The organism is Snodgrassella sp. ESL0304 (genome assembly GCF_013344995.1).
GTDB lineage: Bacteria > Pseudomonadota > Gammaproteobacteria > Burkholderiales > Neisseriaceae > Snodgrassella > Snodgrassella alvi.
Map to the genome: position 1 here is coordinate 16,536 of NZ_JAAEDR010000012.1, position 23,271 is coordinate 39,806.

19 protein-coding genes are annotated in these 23,271 nt (G+C 42.9%); 10 read left to right on the top strand and 9 right to left on the bottom strand.

Annotated elements, in window-relative coordinates:
• Nucleotides 1–22: 22 nt before the first annotated feature.
• The gene (locus GYX91_RS03700; RefSeq protein ID WP_174829984.1) at nt 23–1,495 is read right to left on the bottom strand and encodes an MFS transporter; all 1,473 of its coding nucleotides are present in this window, start codon (nt 1,493–1,495) and stop codon (nt 23–25) included.
• 467 nt (nt 1,496–1,962) lie between these two features.
• Between GYX91_RS03700 and aroE the strand changes: the two genes are divergently transcribed.
• Together aroE and mtgA are read left to right on the top strand one after the other, a co-directional pair.
• Nucleotides 1,963–2,772: a shikimate dehydrogenase gene (aroE, locus tag GYX91_RS03705; RefSeq protein WP_174829985.1), complete on the top strand. Its 810-nt coding sequence runs from the start codon at nt 1,963–1,965 to the stop codon at nt 2,770–2,772.
• On the top strand, nt 2,769–3,464 hold the full coding sequence (gene mtgA, locus GYX91_RS03710) for a monofunctional biosynthetic peptidoglycan transglycosylase (RefSeq protein WP_174829986.1): 696 nt from the start codon (nt 2,769–2,771) through the stop codon (nt 3,462–3,464). Before aroE ends, mtgA begins: the two co-directional genes overlap by 4 nt.
• Before the next feature lie 34 nt (nt 3,465–3,498).
• Here mtgA and GYX91_RS03715 read toward each other — a convergent pair whose 3' ends face one another.
• Together GYX91_RS03715 and GYX91_RS03720 are read right to left on the bottom strand one after the other, a co-directional pair.
• The gene (locus tag GYX91_RS03715) at nt 3,499–3,765 is read right to left on the bottom strand and encodes a chaperone modulator CbpM (protein ID WP_078475325.1); all 267 of its coding nucleotides are present in this window, start codon (nt 3,763–3,765) and stop codon (nt 3,499–3,501) included.
• Between the two features lie 15 nt (nt 3,766–3,780).
• Nucleotides 3,781–4,749, bottom strand: a complete 969-nt coding sequence (locus tag GYX91_RS03720; RefSeq protein WP_078475324.1) for a DnaJ C-terminal domain-containing protein — start codon at nt 4,747–4,749, stop codon at nt 3,781–3,783.
• A 953-nt stretch (nt 4,750–5,702) separates the two neighbouring features.
• On the opposite strand from GYX91_RS03720, the gene aceE reads away from it, so the two are divergent.
• From aceE to GYX91_RS03750, 6 genes are all read left to right on the top strand, one after another.
• Nucleotides 5,703–8,411, top strand: a complete 2,709-nt coding sequence (gene aceE / locus GYX91_RS03725; protein WP_370520371.1) for a pyruvate dehydrogenase (acetyl-transferring), homodimeric type — start codon at nt 5,703–5,705, stop codon at nt 8,409–8,411.
• A 109-nt stretch (nt 8,412–8,520) separates the two neighbouring features.
• Entirely contained in the window at nt 8,521–10,161 is a 1,641-nt protein-coding gene (gene aceF, locus GYX91_RS03730) for a dihydrolipoyllysine-residue acetyltransferase (protein ID WP_078475322.1), read from the top strand.
• Between the two features lie 112 nt (nt 10,162–10,273).
• Nucleotides 10,274–12,025 carry a dihydrolipoyl dehydrogenase gene (gene lpdA, locus GYX91_RS03735; protein ID WP_174829987.1) on the top strand — a complete coding sequence of 584 codons (1,752 nt, stop codon included), beginning with the start codon at nt 10,274–10,276 and terminating at the stop codon, nt 12,023–12,025.
• 276 nt (nt 12,026–12,301) lie between these two features.
• The gene (locus GYX91_RS03740) at nt 12,302–13,429 is read left to right on the top strand and encodes an AI-2E family transporter (protein WP_084549997.1); all 1,128 of its coding nucleotides are present in this window, start codon (nt 12,302–12,304) and stop codon (nt 13,427–13,429) included.
• Between the two features lie 121 nt (nt 13,430–13,550).
• Nucleotides 13,551–13,817 carry a 30S ribosomal protein S20 gene (rpsT, locus tag GYX91_RS03745; protein WP_025330392.1) on the top strand — a complete coding sequence of 89 codons (267 nt, stop codon included), beginning with the start codon at nt 13,551–13,553 and terminating at the stop codon, nt 13,815–13,817.
• Nucleotides 13,818–13,849: 32 nt separating this feature from the next.
• Nucleotides 13,850–14,803 carry a bile acid:sodium symporter family protein gene (locus GYX91_RS03750; protein WP_174829988.1) on the top strand — a complete coding sequence of 318 codons (954 nt, stop codon included), beginning with the start codon at nt 13,850–13,852 and terminating at the stop codon, nt 14,801–14,803.
• 150 nt (nt 14,804–14,953) lie between these two features.
• On the opposite strand, the gene recX is transcribed toward GYX91_RS03750, so the two are convergent.
• The 4 genes from recX to GYX91_RS03770 all read right to left on the bottom strand — a co-directional run bounded on the left by recX (nt 14,954) and on the right by GYX91_RS03770 (nt 18,656).
• Nucleotides 14,954–15,424, bottom strand: coding sequence for a recombination regulator RecX (recX, locus tag GYX91_RS03755; RefSeq protein WP_174829989.1), 471 nt, complete (start codon nt 15,422–15,424; stop codon nt 14,954–14,956).
• Nucleotides 15,421–16,128 carry a phosphoglycolate phosphatase gene (locus GYX91_RS03760; RefSeq protein WP_041880341.1) on the bottom strand — a complete coding sequence of 236 codons (708 nt, stop codon included), beginning with the start codon at nt 16,126–16,128 and terminating at the stop codon, nt 15,421–15,423. The genes recX and GYX91_RS03760 overlap by 4 nt, the downstream gene beginning before the upstream one ends.
• A gap of 157 nt (nt 16,129–16,285) precedes the next feature.
• The gene (locus GYX91_RS03765; protein ID WP_174829990.1) at nt 16,286–17,356 is read right to left on the bottom strand and encodes an aldose epimerase family protein; all 1,071 of its coding nucleotides are present in this window, start codon (nt 17,354–17,356) and stop codon (nt 16,286–16,288) included.
• On the bottom strand, nt 17,343–18,656 hold the full coding sequence (locus GYX91_RS03770; protein WP_174829991.1) for a replication-associated recombination protein A: 1,314 nt from the start codon (nt 18,654–18,656) through the stop codon (nt 17,343–17,345). Before GYX91_RS03770 ends, GYX91_RS03765 begins: the two co-directional genes overlap by 14 nt.
• 168 nt (nt 18,657–18,824) lie before the next feature.
• Between GYX91_RS03770 and GYX91_RS03775 the strand changes: the two genes are divergently transcribed.
• Both GYX91_RS03775 and thrC read left to right on the top strand, forming a co-directional pair.
• Entirely contained in the window at nt 18,825–19,172 is a 348-nt protein-coding gene (locus GYX91_RS03775) for a hypothetical protein (protein WP_110414093.1), read from the top strand.
• A 38-nt stretch (nt 19,173–19,210) separates the two neighbouring features.
• A complete protein-coding gene (thrC, locus tag GYX91_RS03780; protein ID WP_174829992.1) occupies nt 19,211–20,626 on the top strand; it encodes a threonine synthase in 1,416 nt (471 codons plus the stop codon).
• Between the two features lie 65 nt (nt 20,627–20,691).
• On the opposite strand, the gene GYX91_RS03785 is transcribed toward thrC, so the two are convergent.
• On the bottom strand, nt 20,692–22,194 hold the full coding sequence (locus GYX91_RS03785; protein ID WP_078475313.1) for a sodium:proton antiporter: 1,503 nt from the start codon (nt 22,192–22,194) through the stop codon (nt 20,692–20,694).
• A gap of 104 nt (nt 22,195–22,298) precedes the next feature.
• Nucleotides 22,299–23,237, bottom strand: coding sequence for a Dyp-type peroxidase (locus GYX91_RS03790; protein ID WP_078475312.1), 939 nt, complete (start codon nt 23,235–23,237; stop codon nt 22,299–22,301).
• Between the last annotated feature and the right edge of the window lie 34 nt (nt 23,238–23,271).

Below are 23,271 nucleotides of genomic sequence, written 5' to 3' on the forward strand. Positions count from 1 at the left end.
AGTATCAGCTTTTGCAGTATTTTTACAATAGTTGTTTGAAATTACTGGTGGTGTACGGCTGCTGCTCTTTTTTTGCTTTAAGAGCGGTAAGTAATGCCTGATAACGGCTGCGGGTCAGTGGATAACCAATGGCACACAGTGCAGCAATAATGCCGGCTAATGCATGAATCCATGTGTTTAACTCCAGAATAGCCTGTTGTGCCAGTGGTGGCTGAATAATGGTTTCCTGACCTGTAGATGATATATATCCATGTTTCTCCAGATAAAAACCAATAAACCAAATGGCCAGTGCACTACCGAATTTTTGTAAGAATGACATCAGGGCTGTAATTGCTCCTTCTCTTCGTTTGTTGTTAATAAAATCATCCAGCTCACTAATGTCGTACATCATGGAATAATATATAGTCCAAAAATAACTATTACCAAGTTGCAGCAGAATTAAAAAAATTATCAGCATAGCTCTGTTAGGAAATCCGCAAAAAAAGAATACGCCTGTGCCTATTGAGCTGATGAGCATAGACAGATAATAGACATTTCTTTTATCAAATTTCTGCGCGGTATAATTTACAGCGGGAAGCCAGGCAAGAGCCAGTAAGCTGTAAATCAAAAAACAGATCGCAGCATCTTTTTCGCTGTATGCCATGTTGTTTAAGAATAAATAATATAAGGCTCCGGTACTGAGCGCGTAAGCAGCCGACCAGAAAAAAACTGATGCGCCAAGAAATTTACTTGATGAAAGACGCCAGATTTCAATCATATTACTGATAACTTCGCGAATAAAAGCCAGAAGCCGGTTTCTGCTGTGTATTCGGCTTGTTTTTTGCCGGACAGGCAGTTCATAACCACGAGTCAGAAACCAGCAGGTGAGTCCACTCAGTAAAGTCAGGACAGCAAATATCACACTCACGCCTTGCCAGCCGCTGCTGACACTGAATCCATGATCTACAATCCATTTAACAATCAGCGGCGGAGCGGAAGAAGATACAAGAACGGCTGCATTAAGTGCATAACCCGCCCATACCCGAAGCGAAGTACGTTCATCAAAGTTATTGGTCATTTCTGCACCTAAAGTGTAAAAAGGTATGACGTAGATTTTGTAAGCAGACCAGAACAGAATGGCAATTATGGTGAAATAAACTGTTTTCTGATTGGTGCTGAGAGATGAAATATCAGTATAGAGCAGTAACAATAGCAGGGTATATGGCAGAATAGCTGCCAGCATTAATGGTCTGCGTCGCCCCCAGTGTGAACAGATATTATCTGAAAACTGACCGACCAGCGGATCAGCTACAGCATCCCAGATAACAGCAATCAGAACAATAGTACCTGCCTGAGTAGCAGGAATGCTGGCAACGTTTGTCAGAAAAAAAAGATAAAAAACATAAAAAAGATTATAGGCGAGTGAATCAGCCATTTGTCCGATGGCATATCCCAGTTTAACGTGTAAGGGTAATTTATTGAATGTGTGAGGAATGACAGGCCGGCGAGTATGCATGATTCATCCTGATAAAAACTATATCAATTGGCATTGCAATATGCATTGCATAAAAATTAAAAATTTTTGCTTCAGATGCTGGCCTGATATCAGATTATTTTTTGAACGTGCTGATTGATTGAATGCCAGCTGATTGATAAGTAGTTTTGTGTTTACCTGGATGTAATCAGGTTTTATTACGGTTAATCGATAATCCGAAAATTAAAGAGTAAGCGCGAGTAAATCATACGGTAAATTGAAGTTAAATAAAAATAATTTTTACAATTGTTGCTAATTGGTCTGGTTTTCAGGCTAAAAAACTAATTTTATTCAGTCAGAAATTTATTTAGCGACCAGATATGCATGCGTATGAAAGCCAGCGTCTGCTTATCATGAAAGAAAAATTAATGGTTTTATGATAGGGTTTTGCCTTTAACCGGTGTAGTCTGGATAATGGCAACAGTTATTTACATAGCAGAGGGGAGTCAATGAGTATATTTGCAGTATTGGGTAATCCTGTAGCGCATAGTCGTTCTCCGCAAATTCATCAGGCTTTTGCTGCTCAGCACGGTCAAAAGTTAATTTATGAGCGGCGTCTGATTGCTGTTGATGATTTTGCTGCACAAGCCAGAGAATTTTTTAAAGCTGGCGGAACCGGGGCCAATGTTACTGTGCCTTTTAAGCATGAGGCTTATATTCTGGCTGATGTGCTGACTGAACGGGCTAAAGCAGCAAAAGCTGTTAATACTTTATTCTGGCGCAACGGACAGTTGCTGGGAGACAATACTGACGGTATCGGTCTGGTGCGGGCAATTGAAGAATTATTGTCTTTTTCTCTGAGTAATAAACATATATTACTGCTGGGAGCGGGTGGTGCAGCGTGTGGTGTCATTCAGCCACTTTTACAGCAACTGCCGGCTTCGCTGACTATTGCTAACCGCTCAGCAGAAAAAGCGCAGTTGCTTGCTCAGGAGCATAATGTAAACTGGTGCGCGGTAACGCAGATAAAACCGGAATATGATGTCGTTATCAATGCTACCTCAGGTAGTTTACACGGGCAGAAATTACCTGTATCTGCGCCAGCACTGGCCAGGGCGCAACTGGTTTACGATATGATGTATTCGGCAAAGTTAACCCCTTTTTTGCTTCAGGCTCATGAAGCAGGGTGCCGGCATCTGGCTGATGGTCTTGGTATGCTGGTAGCGCAGGCAGCAGCCTCATATGCATTGTGGCATGGTTTTAATCCTGATATCCGACCGGTAACCGAGCAGATACGTAAAGAAATGGAACAGTCATGAAAATCGTGCGTAATTTGTTAATTGTGCTCGTTACGCTGTTTTTGCTGTTTAATGTTTATATTTATGGCAGTCTGTTAATCTATCGGACAGTGGCGCCGCACCGTACCATGTTTATGTTGTTACGTATACATGAGCTGGCTGAAACCCGTCCGGATACGCAGTTGAATTATCAGTGGGTAGCTTACAACCGTATTTCGCCAAATCTGAAAAAAGCGCTGATTGCCTCAGAAGATGCGCGTTTTGCCGAACATGATGGTTTTGACTGGAATGGTATCCGTACGGCCATTAAAAAAAATGAACGTCAGGGTAATATTAAGGCTGGCGGGTCAACCATCAGCCAGCAGCTGGCTAAAAATCTGTTTTTATCTGAAAGCCGCAGTTACTGGCGTAAGGCAGAGGAAGCAGTGATTACTTCGCTACTTGAAGCTACAACCAATAAAGACCGGATTTTTGCGCTATATCTGAATGTAATTGAGTGGGGATATGGGGTATACGGTGCCGAAGCGGCCAGTGAAACGATTTATGGACGAACCGCCATGCAGTTGTCTCCGCAGCAGGCAGCCAAACTCGCTGCGCGTGTACCCAGACCGCTTTATTACATTGATCATCCGCGAGATAAAGAAATCCGCCGTAAAGCCAATGTTATTTTACGGCGAATGGGTTCTGCACAATTGCCGGATAATGACCAGTAACTGCAAAGAGTATTGGTTAATTACTCACTCCGGATTAACCGCGTCGGCGTAAATCTTCTACTTCATCCAGTAATTGCAGAATCAGTGCAGTGGCACTCGCACTGGCATCAAAATCACGATGAATACGCCATGCGCGGCGGGCAATAGCCATATGGTAGCCACTATAGCGCGCCAATTGCGGTTCTTGTTCAACAGGAATAACGCTTTCAGCAATCAGGCTTAATATCCAGTTACTCTGATTGTCACAGGCACGAACCAGATCATCAAAGCTCAATTCAATATCTTGTTGATTTTTATTCATTCTTCGCTCCTGTTATCAAACATGATTCTGGGGTTTAAAACCGGCGTAATGCGTCGCAAGTGCCTGCCATGCGGCATGGTCTGCTTCGTTACTGGCTTGTGGCAGCACAATATTTATCAGCAGATACAAATCACCGGCTGCTTTTGCCGGTATACCTTTACCTTTCAGGCGCATTTTCTGCCCGTTGTGGCTGTTGGCAGGAATATTGACACTCAGTTTGCCGGCCGGAGTAGTAATATCTGTTTTACCGCCTAATGCAGCAGTCCAGGGAGCAACGTTGATACGCTGGTAAACATCTTTACGGTTCTGGACATATAAATTATCCTGATTACGGAAACTGATTTTTAAATATAAATCTCCGGATGAACCACCGTTAAAACCAGGTAATCCCTGACCGCTAAGCCGGATTTGCTGACCTTCAGTAATCCCTGCCGGAATTTTTACATTGAGTGTTTTACGCTCATAAGCCATTTGCCCCTGAGCATTCAGTGTAGGCATATCCAGGGATAAATTACGCTGTGCTCCCTGATAGGCTGCGGCAATATCAATAACCAGCTCAGCATGCTGGTCTTCTCCGCCTACCGGGCCGCTTCGGCGTTGTTGAAAGCCTTGTCTTGCACTGCTGCCGAAAGCAGAGAACAAGTCGTCAAAACGAAAATCGCCATTGCCAAAGGCTCCGTTCTGGCCAAAGTGACTAGGGTCAAAATCATACTGCTGATAACTGTAATCACCCTGGCTGCCTCCAGCCTGCCGGCTGCTATGCCGGAACGGATTGTCCAGCATTTCATCATATTCAGCCCGTTTTTCCTTATCATGTAAGGTTTCATAAGCAATATTGATTTCACTAGTTTTAGCTACGGCATCAGGATCTTTACTTACATCTGGGTGATATTTGCGAACCAGTTTACGATAAGCTTTTTTGATATCGTCTTCGCTGGCCTTTCGATCAACACCCAGAATTTCATAATAATTGCGTTCAGCCATATTTTATCCTTTGCTGAAATTTCTATTCGTTTTCAAAATACTATTTAAATTAAAATAAGGTCAAATGATTAAGATTTAAAGTGCTTATTTTAGGTAGTAAAAACAATTAATAAAATGTATATTTGTGTTTTAATTATAGTTAAATAAAAATGAAATGATTAATTTTTGAAGTCTGAAAGAAATTAAAACTTGATTTAATAATGCGATAAAGAAAAATTGTAATAATCCAGCTAATATAATATTGATTAGACTAAATAAATTATAAATTGAGATTGAAAATAACAGAATGTGAAATAATTTTATGGGATCAGTTTATGATAATTATTTAACATTAAACTATAAATAAAATTCTAAAGAATTAAAACTAAGATAAAAAATAAAGAAAATCTCATTTGTCTGAATAAAACTGATACTGATAACTTGATTTAGGTTTGGTTGTTTAAAGCAGCGAATAAACAAATATGATTACTCATTAATAGCGTTTGTATAAAATAAAATTTATTTGTTAATAAATGCCAACTAATGTGCATAAATTCAAAAATAATTTCAATTCTGAATTTATTAATAAGAAATAGTTTTTGTTAATGATAATTACGTATTTAGTATTAATATAACTTATTATATTTACTTTTGTTTTATCTAATTACCTGTTTTTGGCATAGTAAAAATCATTTACCACATTCTGATAAAATTTCTGTGATAATTTGTTTACTTGTTTTAAATCAGAAAATTGGTGTAAAAATACATTGCTGTTTAGGTATTACGCTGGTACGATTTAAACGAAAATACAGTATGTTGCATCACAATAATATATGCTTTTATTCAACTAAGATTATGCAGATTTATTGTAAGTTATTTGAATTTATTTGTATTTCTTTTAATTAATTTGGTAAAGCATCTGGTTAATAAAGAAAATGATAAATGAAATAGCAACAACATAAAGTGTTTTGTTCATGACTCAATCCCAAATGAAAGAGGATATTGCTATGTCTGCTGACTTCCATGATCAAGATATCGATCCGATTGAAACCCAGGAATGGCTGGATTCACTCAGCTCGGTGCTGAAACAAGAGGGACCTGAACGTGCGCATTATTTAATGGAAAGCCTGGTGCGCTATATCCGCCGCCGAGGCATTTATATGCCGTTCAGTGCCACAACAGCCTATCTGAATACTATTCCTGTTGGTAAAGAAAAAAAATCACCGGGTAATCATGAATTAGAGCACCGAATCCGATCACTGGTGCGCTGGAATGCAGCAGCATTGGTATTAAATGCCAGCAAAAAGAATCTTGAGCTGGGCGGGCATATTGCCAGCTTCCAGTCTTGTGCTACTTTATATGATGTTGGTTTCAATCACTTCTGGCATGGTAAAACAGATAATCAGGAAGGTGATCTGGTATTTTTCCAGGGTCATAGTGCACCTGGTTTCTATGCACGTGCATTTGTTGAAGGCCGCTTAACTGAAGAACAGATGAGTAATTTCCGTCAGGAAGTACATGGTAATGGTCTGTCTTCTTATCCTCATCCATGGCTGATGCCTGACTTCTGGCAGTTCCCGACAGTATCTATGGGTCTGGGACCAATCCAGGGTATTTATCAGGCTCGTTTGCTGAAATATCTGGAATCCCGTGGTCTGGCGAAAACTCAGGGCCGTAAAGTATGGGTATTCTGTGGTGACGGCGAAATGGATGAGCCGGAAAGTCAGGGCGCAATTGCACTGGCTGCCCGTGATGGATTAGATAACCTGATTTTTGTTGTTAACTGTAACTTGCAGCGTCTGGACGGACCGGTACGCGGTAACGGTAAAATTATTCAGGAACTGGAAGGCAACTTCCGCGGTGCCGGCTGGAATGTACTGAAAGTAATCTGGGGCAGTAAGTGGGATGCACTGCTGGCTCAGGATAAAGATAATCTGCTGAAAAAACGCATGGAAGAATGTGTTGACGGTGATTATCAGATGTATAAATCACAGAATGGCGCATATGTGCGCGAACACTTCTTCAATACGCCTGAACTGAAAGCCATGGTGGCTAATATGTCAGACGATGAAATCTGGTCACTGAACCGTGGTGGTCACGATCCGCATAAGGTGTATGCCGCTTACTATGAAGCAGTTAATAATCCGGATGGACGTCCGACTGTAATTCTGGCTAAAACCATTAAAGGTTATGGTATGGGTGCTTCTGGTGAGGCACAGAATACTGCTCACCAGGCTAAGAAAATGGATATGAAATCTTTGAAACAGTTCCGTGATCGTTTCCAGATTCCGGTAACTGATGAAGAGATGGAGCATACTCTGCCATTCTTCCGACTGCCTGAAGACAGCGAAGAAATGAAATACATGAAAGAGCGCCGTGCTCAGCTGGGTGGCTTCCTGCCTTACCGTCATCCTGATTCTGAGCAGCTGCCAATTCCGCCATTAAGTGAATTTGAAGCTCAGTTGCAGGATAGCGGTGACCGTGAGTTCTCTACAACAATGGCCTTTGTACGTATTCTGAGTACACTGCTTAAAGATAAAAATATCGGCAAGCGGATTGTGCCGATTGTGCCGGATGAAAGCCGTACATTCGGTATGGAAGGTTTGTTCCGTCAGTATGCTATCTGGAATCCAAAAGGTCAGATTTACACCCCGCAGGATCACGACCAGCTGATGTTCTATAAAGAATCTAAAAATGGTCAGATTTTCCAGGAAGGTATTAATGAGCCGGGTGCAATGAGCTCATGGATTGCTGCTGCAACAAGCTATTCCAATAATGATTGCCCGCTAATCCCGTTCTATATTTATTATTCAATGTTTGGTTTCCAGCGTATCGGCGATCTAGCCTGGGCTGCTGGTGATCAGCGTGCCCGCGGCTTTATGCTGGGCGGTACTTCCGGCCGTACAACTCTGAACGGTGAAGGCTTGCAGCATCAGGATGGTCACAGCCATATTCAGGCTGAGCTGATTCCGAACTGCATTTCCTATGACCCGTCCTTCTCTTATGAAGTTGCTGTCATTATTCAGCATGGTCTGCAGCGCATGTATGTAGATCGTGAAGATGTGTTCTATTACATCACTCTGATGAACCAGAACTATAAACATCCGGCTATGCCGCAGCGTGATGGAATCGAACAGCAGATTCTGAAAGGTATGTATCTGTTGCAGGAAGGTACCAGCGGTAAACTGAAAGTGCAGTTAATGGGTTCCGGTGTTATTTTGCAGGAAGTGATTGCTGCAGCAGAATTGCTGAAACAGGATTTCGATGTTGATGCCAATATCTGGAGTGTGACTTCATTTAACGAACTGTACCGTGATGGTATTGATATCGAACGTTACAACCGTCTGCATCCGACCGATACCCAGAAAGTACCTTATGTGACTCAATTACTGTCTGGTCATGAAGGTCCGATTGTGGCTTCAACCGATTATGTACGTCACTTTGCTGACCGTATTCGTGCTTATGTACCACAGGATGTGTTCACAGTTCTGGGTACAGATGGCTTTGGTCGCAGTGATTCCCGTGACAATTTACGTGAGTTCTTTGAAATCAACCGTTACCACGTGGCTGTAGCTGCTCTGAATGGTCTGGCTGATGAAGGCAAGATCAGTAAACAGGTGGTACAGGATGCCATCAATAAATATGGTATCAAGGCTGATGTAGAACCGAGCTGGGCACGTTAATAAACCCAATGCCTGAAGTTCATTCGGATTTCAGGCAGGTTTTGCTGGCTGTGCAAGCTAATGATTGTCGGACGCAGGCTTAAGCCTGCTGTCATCAAAGGACATAATGATGAGTCAGATTGTAGAAATAAAAGTGCCTGATATCGGTAATTATACCGGTGTCGATGTTATTGACGTGGCGGTCAAAGTTGGCGATAGCATTGCGGTAGACGATACCCTGATTACGCTTGAAACAGATAAAGCCACTATGGACGTTCCTGCTGATAAGGCTGGTGTGGTGAAAGAAGTCCTGGTTAAAGTGGGTGATAAAGTATCTGAAGGTAATGTGATTGTGAAAGTAGAAACTTCTGCTGCCGCAAGTGCATCTTCATCTGCTGGTACCACTACTGAAGCTCCGGTTAAGGCAACAACTACCGAAGCAGCCGGTACAGCTGCTCAGTCTGTTGCTGTGAAAGTACCGGACATCGGTAATTTCTCGAATGTTGATGTAATTGAAGTAGATATTAAGGTCGGTGATGATGTAGCTGTTGATCAGACACTGGTTACCCTGGAAACTGATAAAGCGACGATGGATGTACCGTCTACTGTTGCCGGTAAAGTAACGGCTGTACATGTAAAAGTTGGCGATAAAGTATCAGAAGGAAGTGCTCTGATTGAAGTGGCTGTTGCTCCGGCAAGTGCTGCTGCCGCACCGTTAACCCCGGAACAAAAAGAAGCTTCTGAAATCAAAAAACAGGTTGCTGCCACACCATCTGCTGAAAATAATGAATTACGTGCCGAAATCAAAAGCCATGTGCCTCAGGCTTTTGGCAGCTCTGATATTGATGAGAAAGGTTTTGAAAAAGCCCATGCCAGCCCGTCTGTACGCAAACTGGCTCGTGAACTTGGCGTAGATTTAGGACGTGTGAGTGGTAGTGGACGTAAAGGGCGCATTACCCCTGTTGATCTGCGTGAATTTGTTAAATCGGTTATGCAGAAGGTTGAGCAGGGTGGTAGTGGTGCTTCTCTCGGAGGCGGACTGGATTTATTGCCATGGCCTAAAGTAGATTTCAGCAAATTTGGTGAAATTGAAGTTAAAGAACTGTCACGCATCAAGAAAATCTCCGGTCAGAATCTGGCTCGTAACTGGGTAATGATTCCTCATGTTACTTTACATGAAGATGCAGACATGACAGATCTGGAGGCTTTCCGTAAACAGCTGAATAAAGAATGGGAGCGTGCCGGTATTAAAGTATCTCCGCTGGCTTTCATCATTCTGGCCTGCGTGAAAGCATTACAGGAATTCCCTGAATTTAATTCTTCGCTTGATGGTGATAACCTGATTCTGAAGAAATACATTCATATCGGTTTTGCCGCTGATACGCCGAATGGTCTGGTTGTGCCGGTTATTAAAAACGCTGACCAGAAAGGTCTGAAAGAAATCACGCAGGAACTGGCTGATATGAGTAAGCGTGCCCGTGAAGGCAAGCTGAAACCTCAGGAAATGCAAGGCGCTTCTTTCACCATTTCTTCTTTAGGCGGTATTGGCGGTACAGGCTTTACGCCTATTGTTAATGCGCCGGAAGTGGCTATTCTTGGCGTTTGTAAATCACAAATCAAACCGACCTGGAATGGTAAGGAATTTGAGCCGCGCTTACAATGCCCGCTGTCCCTGTCTTTTGACCACCGTGTGATTGATGGTGCAGCCGGTATGCGTTTTCTGGTATTTATCAGCCAGCTGCTGGCTGATTTCCGCCGCGTATCTCTGTAAGTTTTTAAATAACAGGCTGCCTGAAAACAGATTGGTTTCTGGCAGCCTGTATACATGAAATACAGGCAATTACTGTTGTATCTGATGCAACAGTCAGGCAAAAGGTAAGACCATGAGCTTAATTGAATTGAAAGTACCGGATATCGGCAATTATAAAGATGTCGATATTATTGCGGTAGAAATCAAACCGGGCGATACCGTTGCGGTAGATGACACACTGATTACGCTGGAAACAGATAAAGCTACGATGGATGTACCGGCAGAAACAGCCGGTGTGGTGAAAGAGGTTAAAGTTAAAGTTGGTGATAAAATTTCTGAAGGTGGTGTGATTGCAGTAGTAGAAGCTACAGCTAAACCTGCAGCAAGTGCTCCTGCGGCTGAAAGTGCACCGGTAGCAGCACCTCAGGCAGCCAGTTACTCCGGCAGCAGTGATGCTGAGTACGATGTTGTTGTACTTGGCGGCGGCCCGGGTGGATATTCTGCGGCTTTTGCCGCAGCTGATGAAGGCCTGAAAGTTGCTATCGTGGAACGTTATGCAACTTTGGGCGGTGTTTGTCTGAATGTTGGTTGCATTCCATCCAAAGCTTTACTGCATAATGCAGCTGTAATTGATGAAGTTAAAGAGCTGAAAGCCAATGGCATTGAGTATCCGGCACCAAAAATTGATATCGACCAGTTGCGCAGCTACAAGGAAAAAGTAGTAGCGAGAATGACCGGCGGTCTGGCCGGCATGGCTAAAACCCGTAAAGTTGATATTATTCGCGGTAATGGTCGTTATATCGATCCGCATCATATTGAAGTCAAACTGACTTCAGGTGAAGGACGTTTTGAAACCGGTGAAACCAGAACACTGGCTTTTAAAAATACCATTATTGCTGCCGGTAGCCGCGTAGTTAATTTACCGTTTATTCCTGAAGATCCGCGCATTGTTGATTCAACAGGCGCTCTGGCACTGAAATTTGTGCCGGAAAAAATGCTGATAATCGGCGGCGGTATTATTGGTCTGGAAATGGGTACAGTGTACAGCACACTGGGCGCACGTCTGGATGTAGTAGAAATGATGGATGGTCTGATGCAGGGTGCTGACCGCGATATGGTCAGAATCTGGCAGAAGAAAAACGAACATCGTTTTGATAATATCATGCTGAATACCAAAACCACAGCTGTTGAAGCTAAAGAAGATGGTATTTACGTGACATTTGAAGGCGCTAAAGCTCCGACACAGCCGCAACGCTATGATTTGGTTCTGGTTGCAGCCGGTCGTGCACCTAATGGCAAGCTGATAGGTGCAGAAAACGCCGGAGTGGCCGTTACAGATCGCGGGTTTATTAATGTTGATAAGCAGATGCGTACTAATGTACCGCATATTTTTGCCATAGGTGATATTGTGGGTCAGCCGATGCTGGCGCATAAAGCTGTACATGAAGCCCATGTGGCTGCTGAAAATTGTGCCGGTCATCAAGCGTATTTTGATGCACGTGTTATCCCCGGAGTGGCTTATACCAATCCGGAAGTTGCATGGGTAGGCATGACAGAAGATCAGGCGAAAAAAGACGGGGTAAAAATCACTAAATCTGTATTCCCTTGGGCTGCTTCCGGCCGTGCTGTAGCCAATGGTTGCAGTGAGGGTGCAACTAAGCTGATTTTTGACGCTGACAGTGGACAGATAATCGGCGGTGCAATTGTTGGTCCGAGTGCCGGCGATATGATTGGTGAAATCTGTCTGGCTATTGAAATGGGTTGTGATGCAGATGATATCGGTCGCACCATCCATCCTCATCCGACGCTGGGTGAATCAATAGGTATGGCGGCTGAAGTCGCTATGGGTACGTGTACTGACCTGCCACCACAGCGTAAAAAGTAAGAACTAAAATTCTTATGTCACAAGCTGTCCGGTTTTTCCGGACAGCTTTTTTATTGGATGAAAAAAGGTAAATTCGGAAACAATTGATTAAATCAGCTGGTTAAATTGAATAATTTTTGCAAAAAAATATCAGTATCTGATACGTATGTTACATTTAGACATTCCAGTACTGTGCTTATTCAGCTATTATCAAAATAAATATGCTGATAAATCATTATCCGTATATTGCTGTGAGCTTATATTTTTATTAATCAGTATGAGTGTAATTAAATGAATATGAACAGCAAAACCTCTTCTGGTATTGCCCCCTGGATTATAGGCGGGTTGGTACTGCTGGCAACCATCGGTCTATTTGTAGGGCTAAAACCGATTTTAATGCCTTTTGCCGCAGCCGGAGTACTGGCCTATATTTTAAATCCGCTGGTAGTAAAACTGCATAGTCTAAAAATTTCCCGCTCGCTGGCAGCAATGCTGGTGATGTTTCTGGGACTGAGTGTTATTGTGATTTTGCTGCTGATTGTGATACCGATGCTGATTAATTTGCTGGACAGTATTTATGAGAAACTGCCCGCATTTCTTGACTGGGTGCATCATCGGCTTGTTCCATGGCTTAATCAGACATTTCATATCCGTATCCGCTGGGATGCGGATTATATGTCCAAGTATGTAGCACAATGGATTCAAACTCATAATGCCAGTATTAAAGATGCCGCTTCAAAAGTTTTACCTGTAGTATGGCAGCATAGCAGTGGTATGGTAGAGTGGGTGACCAATCTGCTGTTACTGCCTTTTCTTTTATATTATTTTCTGCTGGACTGGAATCGCTGGACCTCCGGTATCCGGCATCTGATTCCGCGCCGTGCCTTACCTACTTATAATCGTATCGCTACCAATATGGATACGGTACTGGGCGAATTCCTTCGCGGCGAACTGCTGGTAATGGTAATTATGGGCATGGTTTATGGTCTGGGGCTGGCATTGGTAGGGCTGGAATCTGGATTTGCTATAGGTATGGTTGCCGGTTTGCTGGTGTTTGTGCCTTATCTGGGTGCTTTTACCGGTCTGCTGCTGGCCACGCTGGCAGCATTATTGCAGTTTGATGGCTGGACAGGACTATTGCTTGTCTGGGGTGTATTTGCCATTGGTCAGTTTCTGGAAAGCTTCTTTGTCACTCCGAAAATTGTGGGCGACAGGATTGGTCTGTCGCCGTTCTGGGTTATTTTCTCATTAATGGCATTCGGGCAGTTACTTGGTTTTGTCGGTATGCTGCTGGCGTTACCATTGGCTGCAATATGTCTGGTATTGATTCGGGAAGGAACTCAGGCGTACTGGAGAAGTGATTATTTCCGCAAATTGCCGGAAAATAGCATAATCAAGGATGAAAAAACACAGCAGGACAGGTAATCCTGGCTACTTGTTTTTATATGTTGCCTGCTGAAAAAACAACACCGGTACTTGCATTTATGCTGTGAAGTCATTAAAATTCTGCGTTTCATGATTTGTATATGTATGTTAGGAGATATTGATGGCCAATAGTGCACAATCTCGTAAGCGCGCCCGTCAGGCACTGAAACAACGTGCTCATAACGCTAGCTTGCGTACCGCTTTTCGCACTGCGGTTAAAAAAGTATTGAAAGCCGTTGAAGCTGGTGACAAAGCAGCTGCTCAGGTTACCTACAGCGAGAGCGTTAAAGTGATTGATCGCATTGCTGATAAAGGTGTTTTCCATAAAAATAAAGCTGCACGTCATAAAAGCCGTCTGGCTGCCAAAATCAAGGCTATGGCTGCTTAAGCTGATTTTTGTCATTGCATGAGACGATTCTCATGATTGCTATTATCACGAGGCTGTTCCCATTGTGGGCAGCCTTATGTTCTATCTTTGCCTATTATAATCCTGCCGTTTTTATTCCTCTGAAATCTTATATTTCTGAAATGCTGATGCTGGTGATGCTATCCATGGGCATGACGCTGAGAATTGAGGATTTTACCCGGGTATTGAAGCGGCCGGCGCCTATTGCGGCAGGTATTGGTCTGCATTATCTGATTATGCCACTGGCCGCATGGCTGATTGCCAGATTGCTGAACATGTCGCCAGAATTGCAGGCAGGAATGGTGCTGGTAGGGTGTGTGGCCAGTGGTACTGCTTCGAATGTGATGGTGTTTTTATCCAAAGGTGATGTTGCACTGTCTGTCACAATCAGTGCCTTGTCTACTGTAGTGGGTATTTTTGCTACACCACTATTGGCAAAACTTTATATAGCTGCATCAATCGAAGTACCTGTCGTAAATATGCTCAGGGAAATTTTGCTGATTGTTGCCTTACCTATTGCTATAGGGGTAAGTATTAATTATTTTGCGCCGAAACTGGTAAAAAAAATTATACCTTCACTGCCACTGATAACGATGTGTATGATTATTATTGTGCTATCAACTGTGGTGTCATTAAGCAGCGATAAAATCGGAATAAAGACGGTAATTGTTGTTGTTGGTGTGATTTTGCATAATGCTTTAGGGCTGATTGGCGGTTACTGGGGTGGACGGTTGTTTGGTTTTGATAAATCCATCTGTCGCACACTGGCTCTGGAAGTAGGGATGCAGAATTCTGGTCTGGCAGCAGTATTGGGATCTGAATTTTTTGGTTCGATGGCTGCTTTACCGGGCGCAATATTTTCATTATGGCATAATATTTCCGGTTCGTTTCTCGCCAGCTACTGGTCGGGAAAGCCTACAGGTACAAGTAACGACCATGTGAAACGTGAAGATGTCAGTTTACATTAATTAATTTGACATACCCAAAAAGCCCGGTTATGAGTCCGGGCTTTTTTATTGAATAATGCTTTGCTGAATTAAATGTACAGGTATTGATTTTGTATGTATATAGACGAAATTTTGTATTTTAGGATGTGCAGTCAGTACCTGGCATTATAATCAGTATTCATCTTCGTCAGGCAGCGAAGTATCAGCCCACGCCTGCCGGATAGCTGAGTGAATAATATCCATACTAAAACCGCGGTAAGCAAGAAAATGCATACATTTATGTTTTTCTTTTAAGTCAGCGGGAGGCTGACGATATTTTTTTTGCAAAACAGCTATAGCATTATTTATCTGTTGTTCTCTGTCCGGTAAATAATCTGCAATCAGAGCTGCATCCACACCTTTTTGCTTCAAGCTTTGCTCTAAACGCAGATTACCATGCAGCCGGCTTTTACTATTGATATAAGTTTCCGTATATCGCTCATCTGATTGCCAGTGCTTTTGTGCCAGTTCATCCAGTAATGCTTCAAGATTGTCGTTTTCATCTGCATAAGGATGCAGTTTACGTGCCAGCTCAGCTCTGCTGATTTCCCGCCGTGCCAGTAGGGCAATGGCACGGGCACGTAAACTGGTTTTTTGCTTCATGCGCGGATTTCGCTGTTAGCATGATGACGTATGCCATCATCAATCTGAGGCAGATGATCAACAATAATGTCCGGTTTAGTCTGTGTGTTTTTTGCCAGCTGTGCCATATCTGCATAACCCCATGTGACGCCACAGCTTAAAGCTCCGGCTGCTTTAGCTGCCAGAATATCATTAGCAGAGTCACCAACCATCAGTAAATTTCCGATAGGTACGCCTAATACTTCTGCTGTGTGCAATAAAGGCATAGGAGAAGGTTTTTTTTCAGCCAGTGTATCACCACCCACAACCAAACTGAATGAATCAGCCAATCCAAGCTCACATAATAATTCCACTGCCAGAATTTCATTTTTATTTGTGATTACTGCTAAAGGCAAACCACGGGCACGGAATAATGCCAGTGCGGTTTCTACTTCAGGATAGGGGCGGGTGTGAACACTCAAATGAGTACGGTAATAGGAAATAAAAGCAGTAAATCCCTGTGTCCAGATTGTTTCATCCACCAGACCGTCCCGATCACCACTGAGAGCCCGGTGTACAAGGCTGGATAAACCGTCACCTACATAGGTAGTCAGTTCAGATTCTGGCAGTGGTGACAGTCCTAGTTCCGCGCGCATATGATTGGCAGCAGCACATAAATCGGCGATTGAATCGACCAGGGTACCATCCAGATCGAATGCTATGGCATGAATATCATTCCATTTCATGATTGGCTTATTGATTGGGTAAAAGACATGCTTATTTTATCATGTTCAAATAACCAGTAAGGCTGCCGGTAACAGTATATTACTCTGTTTAGCAATCCGGTATTATTAAGGTTCAGACATAGCCGGATAAAACTACAGGCAATTAATCCGGTTGCAGTTAGTTTATAACTGGCTGAATGGGATCACGGCTGAATATATAAGCTATATGCTGTTTAAACTTTGTACCGGCATGCAGAATATTATTCGGAAATGCATGGTGATTCGGAGCATCTGTATAGCCTTGCGGTTCAAAACAAATTGCTGCAAATGGCAGAAGTGATTTACGTGCCGGTATCTGCTGCTCAGGCAAATTTTGGGCATTATAGACCACCATTACAGGCGCATCTGTTTTTACCGCCATGGACAAACCGGTATCCGGAGCACTTAAGCGCGCAACAATGTTGTTTGCTGAATTTGGAGGTAATACATAGGCCGTATCAATAATGCTGCTGCCTATGGGACGTGCTGAATGGAAATCAAGCGTTGCCGGTGCTTTATGAATATCACCAGTTGGTATCATTTCTTTATCAGTCACGATGACTTCTTGTGGTAACAGCCATAATTGATGTTCGCTGATCGTGCTTTCTCTCAGAGCCAGATTAAAATAACTATGCTGAGTCAGATTAATTAAAGTATCACGATCTGATTCAGCGCTGAAATCAATATTCAGTTCGTTATTTACTGTCAGGGTATAGCATACCTGTACATTCAGGTTACCCGGATAGCCTTCCTCACCATCGGCACTAAAAAGCTGCATGGTAACCGAAGCGCAATGTTCATCATTGTGGGTAGCACATACTTTCCACCACTTCTGATCAAAACCAGTATATCCGCCATGCATATGATGTTCTCCCTGATTGGCAGTCAGGTGGAGCAGTTCATGGTTGAGCGGTGCATGTGCAAAGCTGATGCGTCCGGCATGCCGTCCGATTACAGCGCCCAGATGGGGATTGCTGGCACGATAACTGGTGCTGGCATAATCCTCAGCATTATTGAAACCCAGAACACATTGCACAGGATTGCAATCTCTGTCAGGCATGATGATCGAGGTAACTATGGCACCGAAATCCATAACAGATACCTGCATCCCCTGACTGTTTGTCAGTGTCCACAATGTGGCACTTTCACCGTCTACCAAACCGAATGGCTGGGTACTAATCGTACATAATGAATGTTCATTTGATTTCATTCTGTCCGGCCTCTTCATCAAGATTATGTAAGAACGCCAGTTTTTCGGCGATTTTAATTTCCAGCCCACGAGCTACCGGCTGATAGAATGCCGGTTCATCCATCCCTTCAGGCATGTAGGTTTCTCCGGCCGCATAGGCATTAGGTTCATCATGGGCATAGCGGTATTCACGCCCGTAGCCCAGCTCTTTCATTAACTTAGTCGGTGCATTGCGTAAATGAACCGGTACTTCATTGGACGGGTGTTTTTTGACAAAAGCACAGGCTTCGTTATACGCAAGATAACCGGCATTGCTTTTTGCCGCACACGCCAGATACAGCACTGCCTGCGCCAGAGCCAGTTCCCCTTCAGGGCTGCCGAGTCGTTCAAAAGTCTGCGCTGCATCATTGGCTATTTGCATCGCTCTCGGATCAGCCAGACCAATATCTTCCCATGCCATACGAATTATACGTCTTGCCAGATAGCGGGGATCAGCACCACCATCCAGCATCCGGGTAAACCAGTACAGAGCGGCATTCGGATGAGATCCGCGTACTGATTTATGCAGTGCAGAAATCTGTTCGTAGAAGCTGTCGCCGCCTTTATCAAAACGGCGTAATTGCGTGCCAAGACTGCCGGCAGTTAACTCTGCGCTGATTTCAGTTTGCTGCTGTGCTTGTGCGGTATGAATCAGTTGTTCGAGTAAATTCAGAAAACGCCGGCCATCACCATCAGCGCTGTTAAGGATTAATGTCTGTGCATCCGAACTGATACTGAATGATTGAAACTCAGGCAGGCTGAAAATTTTATTTTGCAATTGTTTCAGTTCTTCAATGCTGAGTGAGTGCAGGGTATACACCTGTGATCGGCTTAGCAGTGCCGGATTAACCTCAAAAGAAGGATTTTCTGTTGTAGCGCCTATAAAAGTAAATAAGCCGTTTTCGACATAAGGTAAAAATGCATCCTGCTGTGATTTATTAAAGCGGTGTACTTCATCGACAAAAAGTATGGTGCGTTGTCCCTGTTGTAAAGCCAGCTGAGCTTTTTCAACCGCAGTACGGATTTCTTTTACTCCGGAAAAAACCGCTGATAAAGGAATAAACAGAGCATTAAAGCTTTGTGCCAGAATCCGTGCCAGAGTGGTTTTACCCACGCCGGGAGGACCCCATAACAGCATGGAATGCAGATGTCCGGTTTCTACAGCAACACGCAGAGGTTTACCTGTACCAATCAGGTGTTGCTGCCCGATTACTTCGTCCAGATTTTTCGGGCGTAACTGTTCTGCCAGTGGTGGTAAAGGTTTCTGATTAAATAAATCCATAACGTGTCATTCAGTACACGATAATTCGTGTAATATATTGTACCTGATTATGTAAACTTTGCAGGGCTGGTAACCATTGGATTATAGGTATAATCAGTATGGTTATATATTGTATAAATAAGAAAAGTTGTATTCTAGACTTAAATTTAATCCAACTGAAGAAATTATATGAGTAAAATATTGTTTTTTCTAGTTTTTATAGTTGTAGTGATAGGGGCTTATATAAATTATGACAGAAAATCAGAATACGGGCTGATATCTGGTATTGGCGGATATATGATCAATCAGGAATGTCAGCGTCAGTTTGGTCAATCGGTAAATAAACAGTTGACAGAATTATTTATCATCAAAAGAATCAGTCAAAAGGATTGTAACTGTATTGCAGTACATGCAAGTCGAAAACTCAGTATTAAAGAAATTGCAAAAATGGTCGATCCGCAGGTTCGTCAGCAAAGAGTGCGTGAATTTACTGTATCTCAGGCCAGAGTATGCAGGATAAGATTACAGCGTTATTAACTATAGCTCAAATATGATTAAATCATACGGGAGAAACAATGAAATACACTAGTACCAGAGGGCAGACCGCGCCAAAAAGTTTTAGTCAGGCATTAATGGCAGGTCTGGCAGATGACGGTGGTTTATTATTACCACAAAGCTATCCGCATATTGATACATTTACTCTTCATGAGTGGCGGTCATTAAGTTATGCTGAACTGGCTATGCAGATTATCAGTCTGTTTGCAACTGATATTCCCAAAGCAGATTTACAGAAGATAGTTAATAAGACATATACAAAAGAAATATTCGGAAGTAATGAAATTACTCCGGTCAGAACTTTGCATGATGGAATTCTGATTGAAGGACTTTCAAATGGTCCGACGCTGGCATTTAAAGATATGGCCATGCAATTATTGGGTAATTTGTTTGAGTATGTGCTGGAACGTGAAAACCGCTTTCTGAATATTATCGGCGCCACCAGTGGTGATACCGGTTCTGCTGCTGAGTATGCTCTGCGCGGCAAAAAACGGGTAAATGTATTTATGTTGTCGCCATATGGAAAAATGAGTGATTTCCAGCGTGCTCAGATGTATAGCCTGAAAGACAGTAACATTTTTAATATTGCTGTTAAAGGCATGTTCGATGATTGCCAGGATATTGTAAAAGCGCTGCAGAATGATCATGCTTTTAAGGCACACTATCATTTAAGTACAGTTAATTCTATCAACTGGGGTCGTATTGTTGCGCAGGTGGTGTATTACTTTAAGGGCTATTTTGCGGCTACCAGCACAAATGAACAGAAGGTTTCATTCTGCGTACCCAGTGGTAATTTTGGTAATGTGCTGGCAGGACATATTGCCCGAAGGATGGGTCTGCCTATTCATCGCCTGATTGTTGCTACAAATGAAAACGATGTGTTGAATGAATTTTTCAATACCGGCCATTATCGTCCCCGTGATGCGGCACATACATTTGTTACTTCAAGCCCGTCTATGGATATTTCCAAGGCTTCCAATTTTGAACGCTTTGTTTATGATTTGCTTGACCATGATGGTTCCCATGTGCAAAAACTCTGGCAGCAGGTTGCAGCTGGTGAGGGATTTGATTTAAGCCATATGCTGAATAAAATTCAGCATCAGTATGGTTTTGCTGCTGGTAAAAGTACTCATGCTGATCGTTTGCAAACCATTGCTCAGGTGTATCGGGAAGACAATGAACTGATTGATCCGCATACAGCAGATGGCGTAAAGGTAGCGCGACAGTTGCGCGAAGCCGGCGAAATCATTGTGTGTCTGGAAACTGCTCTGGCAGCTAAATTTGCACAGACCATTCATGAGGCAGTTGGAAGTGATGTAACCATACCGCGCCCTGATAATCTAGATGGACTGGAAGATTTACCACAGCATGTTACCGTGATGGATAATGATGCGGCTGCGGTTAAACGGTTTGTGGAAACACAATTAGGTAAATAAAAGTAGATGTAAGCGTTTTTAAATATTAAAGGCCGGCATGGTTATGCCGGCCTTAGTTTTTCAAATTAGAAATTATCCGGATTTTCCAGTTTATCTACTTTCTGTTTTAATTCTTCAGGAGTCAGCGCAATTTCTTCACTTGGATTAGCGGCCGCAGTGGCTACTGCAACAGGATTATAAACAGAAATGTATTCTGATCCGTCAGAACGATCCTCAATAGTGTACATCACTCCGCTGCGGTTGAAACGGTGGCACTGGCGCTGATACCAGCCTCTGAACCCGGTTTTAGGTTCATTCGGGTTGTAATAGAATGCATTGAGTATTTCCGGTAAGCCAAGGCCGCATACCACACCGGAAAGCAATACACAGATAAATGTATAACCAACCAGAATATCGCTGTATTTAGCCAATGCCGGCATATTGGCTACAGCCAGTATCAGGGCGAGAGAGATACCACCGCGTACACCCCCCCAGGACAAAATGGTAAGGCTGCCATGGTAGCTTTTCTTATATACTTTCGGAAACAACATAAATGCCAGTATGTTTCCGGCAAAACGGCTCAGATGCAGTAATACGAAAGCTATAATACCGCCGATAACCAGAGTTTTACTCATATCAACGATAAAGAGTTCCAGACCGATTAAGGTAAACAGAAATGAATTGATGATGCCTTCTACAGCGTGCCAGAAGTTATTAACATCATCTATTTCTTTTTTCTGTAAAACTTCCTGCCATTTATTTCCAACGATCAAACCGCCGACAACACAGGCAATCGGGCCGGACGCATGAGCGAAATAAGCCACCAGATAAGAACCGGAAGCCAGCAAAGCTGTTGTCAGAATCAGTGATTCATTTTCATGTTTGCCATGCAACAGGCGCAATGCGCCAATGCCGAAAATAAACCCGATAATAACGGCAACAACAATTTCATAGAAGAAATTTTCAATAACACCTAAAGGAGATACGTGCTGACCATTAATCAGAGTAAGAATGGTCATAAATACAACGATACACATGGCATCATTAAATAATGATTCACCTTCCAGTTTAACCATTAAATGGCGTGGGGTACGTACTGAGCTCAGTACGCCTTTAATCCCGATAGGGTCTGTTGCACCCAGAGCAGAGCCCAGTAACAGCAGAACCAGCAGAGGAACATGATCGCCGACCAGAAACTGAAACCCATAAAGCAGACCGCCAAACAGCACTGAGCACAGCAATAATCCCAGAGTGGCCAGAATCAGAATTTGTCTCCAGTAACGCTTTAAATCAGAAATCTTAAATTTAAGAGCAGAGGAGGTCAGAATAAAGCAGATTACGCCGTTTACCAGAAAATCATAAAAATTAATATGACTTACGGCTGCCTTTAAGGCCATGATATCTACATGGATAAAATGATTGCGTCCGAATAAATTCATGCCCCATTGCAGTGCAAACACCAGAATGGCTGAAACAATCGGTACACCAATGGCCTGCGGCATATCAAATAAGCGTTTATTTAATAATGTGGTGACAATAGACAGTGAAAAAATAACCGTTATTGCCTGTAAAAAAAGTACACTACCCATGCAAACAGTTTTCCTTTATTTAAGTATTGTAATAAGTTGCTGATGAATCGAATCTGTCGCAGTTTGTAGCAGGTTCCCCTTGAATCAAAACTTGCAATAATAACTTACGAATCAAATTCATCCAGTAAATCAGGTGCTGGAATAAAATAGAGACTGCCGCTTACCGGTGTGCTGAAATCCAGCAGACGGTCTACGTGACCTTCGTCATTTCCGGTAAACATATGCTGCAGCATTTGGCGTGTTACTGCAAATGAACGTGCATAACCGATAAAAAACGTACCGTACTCATTTTTTGACGGATGAGCAAATGCTACATTGGCACGAATAATTTTCAGTTCATTGCCTTGTGCATCATAAGCCTTACTCACGTTACTATGTGCAGTTTTCGGCTTTTCTTCATCAGAAAGCTCAATGTCATTAAAACGGCGCCGGCCAATGACTTTTTCCTGTTCTTCTACTGATAATTGCCGCCATGCCTGCATGTTATGCAGATATTTCTGAGTAAAAGCATAACTGCCGTTGCGAAATAACGGATCTTCATCACCCACCAGAGCATATTCTGCTTTGGATACATCTTCCGGATTTTCGGTACCGTCAACAAAACCGATGATAGCGCGACCATCCAGATAACGGAAACCACTTACTTCATCAATGGAATAAGTCGCATCAGCCAGTAATTCATCAATCATTGCGGCCATTTCATAACAAATATCCTGACGATCGGCACGGATATGAAAGAAAAGATCGCCAGCTGTCGCTACAGCAGTATGTTTTTCGCCTTTAATAGCAGTAAAAGGAGTCAGTTCCTTAGGCTTTGGTTTGCCCGGCCGCAGCCTGTCCCAGGCTTCCGAACCAATCCCCATTAATGCATTAAAATTTTCATCATGAAACCGGCCATGCATACTGCGTACTAACGCTGAAAAACCAGTAATAAATTCGAGTACCTTGGTAATCGCTGCCTGATTATTCTGTATCCCTAACGTAATAAATAAAGCACTTTTACCCGGATAAGCTAATACTGAAGGTGTTCTGTATATTGTCATTAATAAATACTTTCCTAAACCATTATTATAATGA

What these genes read in the sequence shown, in the direction of transcription:
- GYX91_RS03765 (WP_174829990.1), bottom strand. Translation starts at nt 17,356, where the DNA reads ATGAAATCAAATGAACATTCATTATGTACGATTAGTACCCAGCCATTC.
- aceE (WP_370520371.1), top strand. Translation starts at nt 5,703, where the DNA reads ATGACTCAATCCCAAATGAAAGAGGATATTGCTATGTCTGCTGACTTC.
- GYX91_RS03770 (WP_174829991.1), bottom strand. Translation starts at nt 18,656, where the DNA reads ATGGATTTATTTAATCAGAAACCTTTACCACCACTGGCAGAACAGTTA.
- mtgA (WP_174829986.1), top strand. Translation starts at nt 2,769, where the DNA reads ATGAAAATCGTGCGTAATTTGTTAATTGTGCTCGTTACGCTGTTTTTG.
- aceF (WP_078475322.1), top strand. Translation starts at nt 8,521, where the DNA reads ATGAGTCAGATTGTAGAAATAAAAGTGCCTGATATCGGTAATTATACC.
- GYX91_RS03715 (WP_078475325.1), bottom strand. Translation starts at nt 3,765, where the DNA reads ATGAATAAAAATCAACAAGATATTGAATTGAGCTTTGATGATCTGGTT.
- GYX91_RS03700 (WP_174829984.1), bottom strand. Translation starts at nt 1,495, where the DNA reads ATGCATACTCGCCGGCCTGTCATTCCTCACACATTCAATAAATTACCC.
- GYX91_RS03750 (WP_174829988.1), top strand. Translation starts at nt 13,850, where the DNA reads ATGATTGCTATTATCACGAGGCTGTTCCCATTGTGGGCAGCCTTATGT.
- thrC (WP_174829992.1), top strand. Translation starts at nt 19,211, where the DNA reads ATGAAATACACTAGTACCAGAGGGCAGACCGCGCCAAAAAGTTTTAGT.
- GYX91_RS03760 (WP_041880341.1), bottom strand. Translation starts at nt 16,128, where the DNA reads ATGAAATGGAATGATATTCATGCCATAGCATTCGATCTGGATGGTACC.
- GYX91_RS03740 (WP_084549997.1), top strand. Translation starts at nt 12,302, where the DNA reads ATGAACAGCAAAACCTCTTCTGGTATTGCCCCCTGGATTATAGGCGGG.
- GYX91_RS03790 (WP_078475312.1), bottom strand. Translation starts at nt 23,237, where the DNA reads ATGACAATATACAGAACACCTTCAGTATTAGCTTATCCGGGTAAAAGT.
- GYX91_RS03720 (WP_078475324.1), bottom strand. Translation starts at nt 4,749, where the DNA reads ATGGCTGAACGCAATTATTATGAAATTCTGGGTGTTGATCGAAAGGCC.
- recX (WP_174829989.1), bottom strand. Translation starts at nt 15,424, where the DNA reads ATGAAGCAAAAAACCAGTTTACGTGCCCGTGCCATTGCCCTACTGGCA.
- rpsT (WP_025330392.1), top strand. Translation starts at nt 13,551, where the DNA reads ATGGCCAATAGTGCACAATCTCGTAAGCGCGCCCGTCAGGCACTGAAA.
- lpdA (WP_174829987.1), top strand. Translation starts at nt 10,274, where the DNA reads ATGAGCTTAATTGAATTGAAAGTACCGGATATCGGCAATTATAAAGAT.
- GYX91_RS03775 (WP_110414093.1), top strand. Translation starts at nt 18,825, where the DNA reads ATGAGTAAAATATTGTTTTTTCTAGTTTTTATAGTTGTAGTGATAGGG.
- aroE (WP_174829985.1), top strand. Translation starts at nt 1,963, where the DNA reads ATGAGTATATTTGCAGTATTGGGTAATCCTGTAGCGCATAGTCGTTCT.
- GYX91_RS03785 (WP_078475313.1), bottom strand. Translation starts at nt 22,194, where the DNA reads ATGGGTAGTGTACTTTTTTTACAGGCAATAACGGTTATTTTTTCACTG.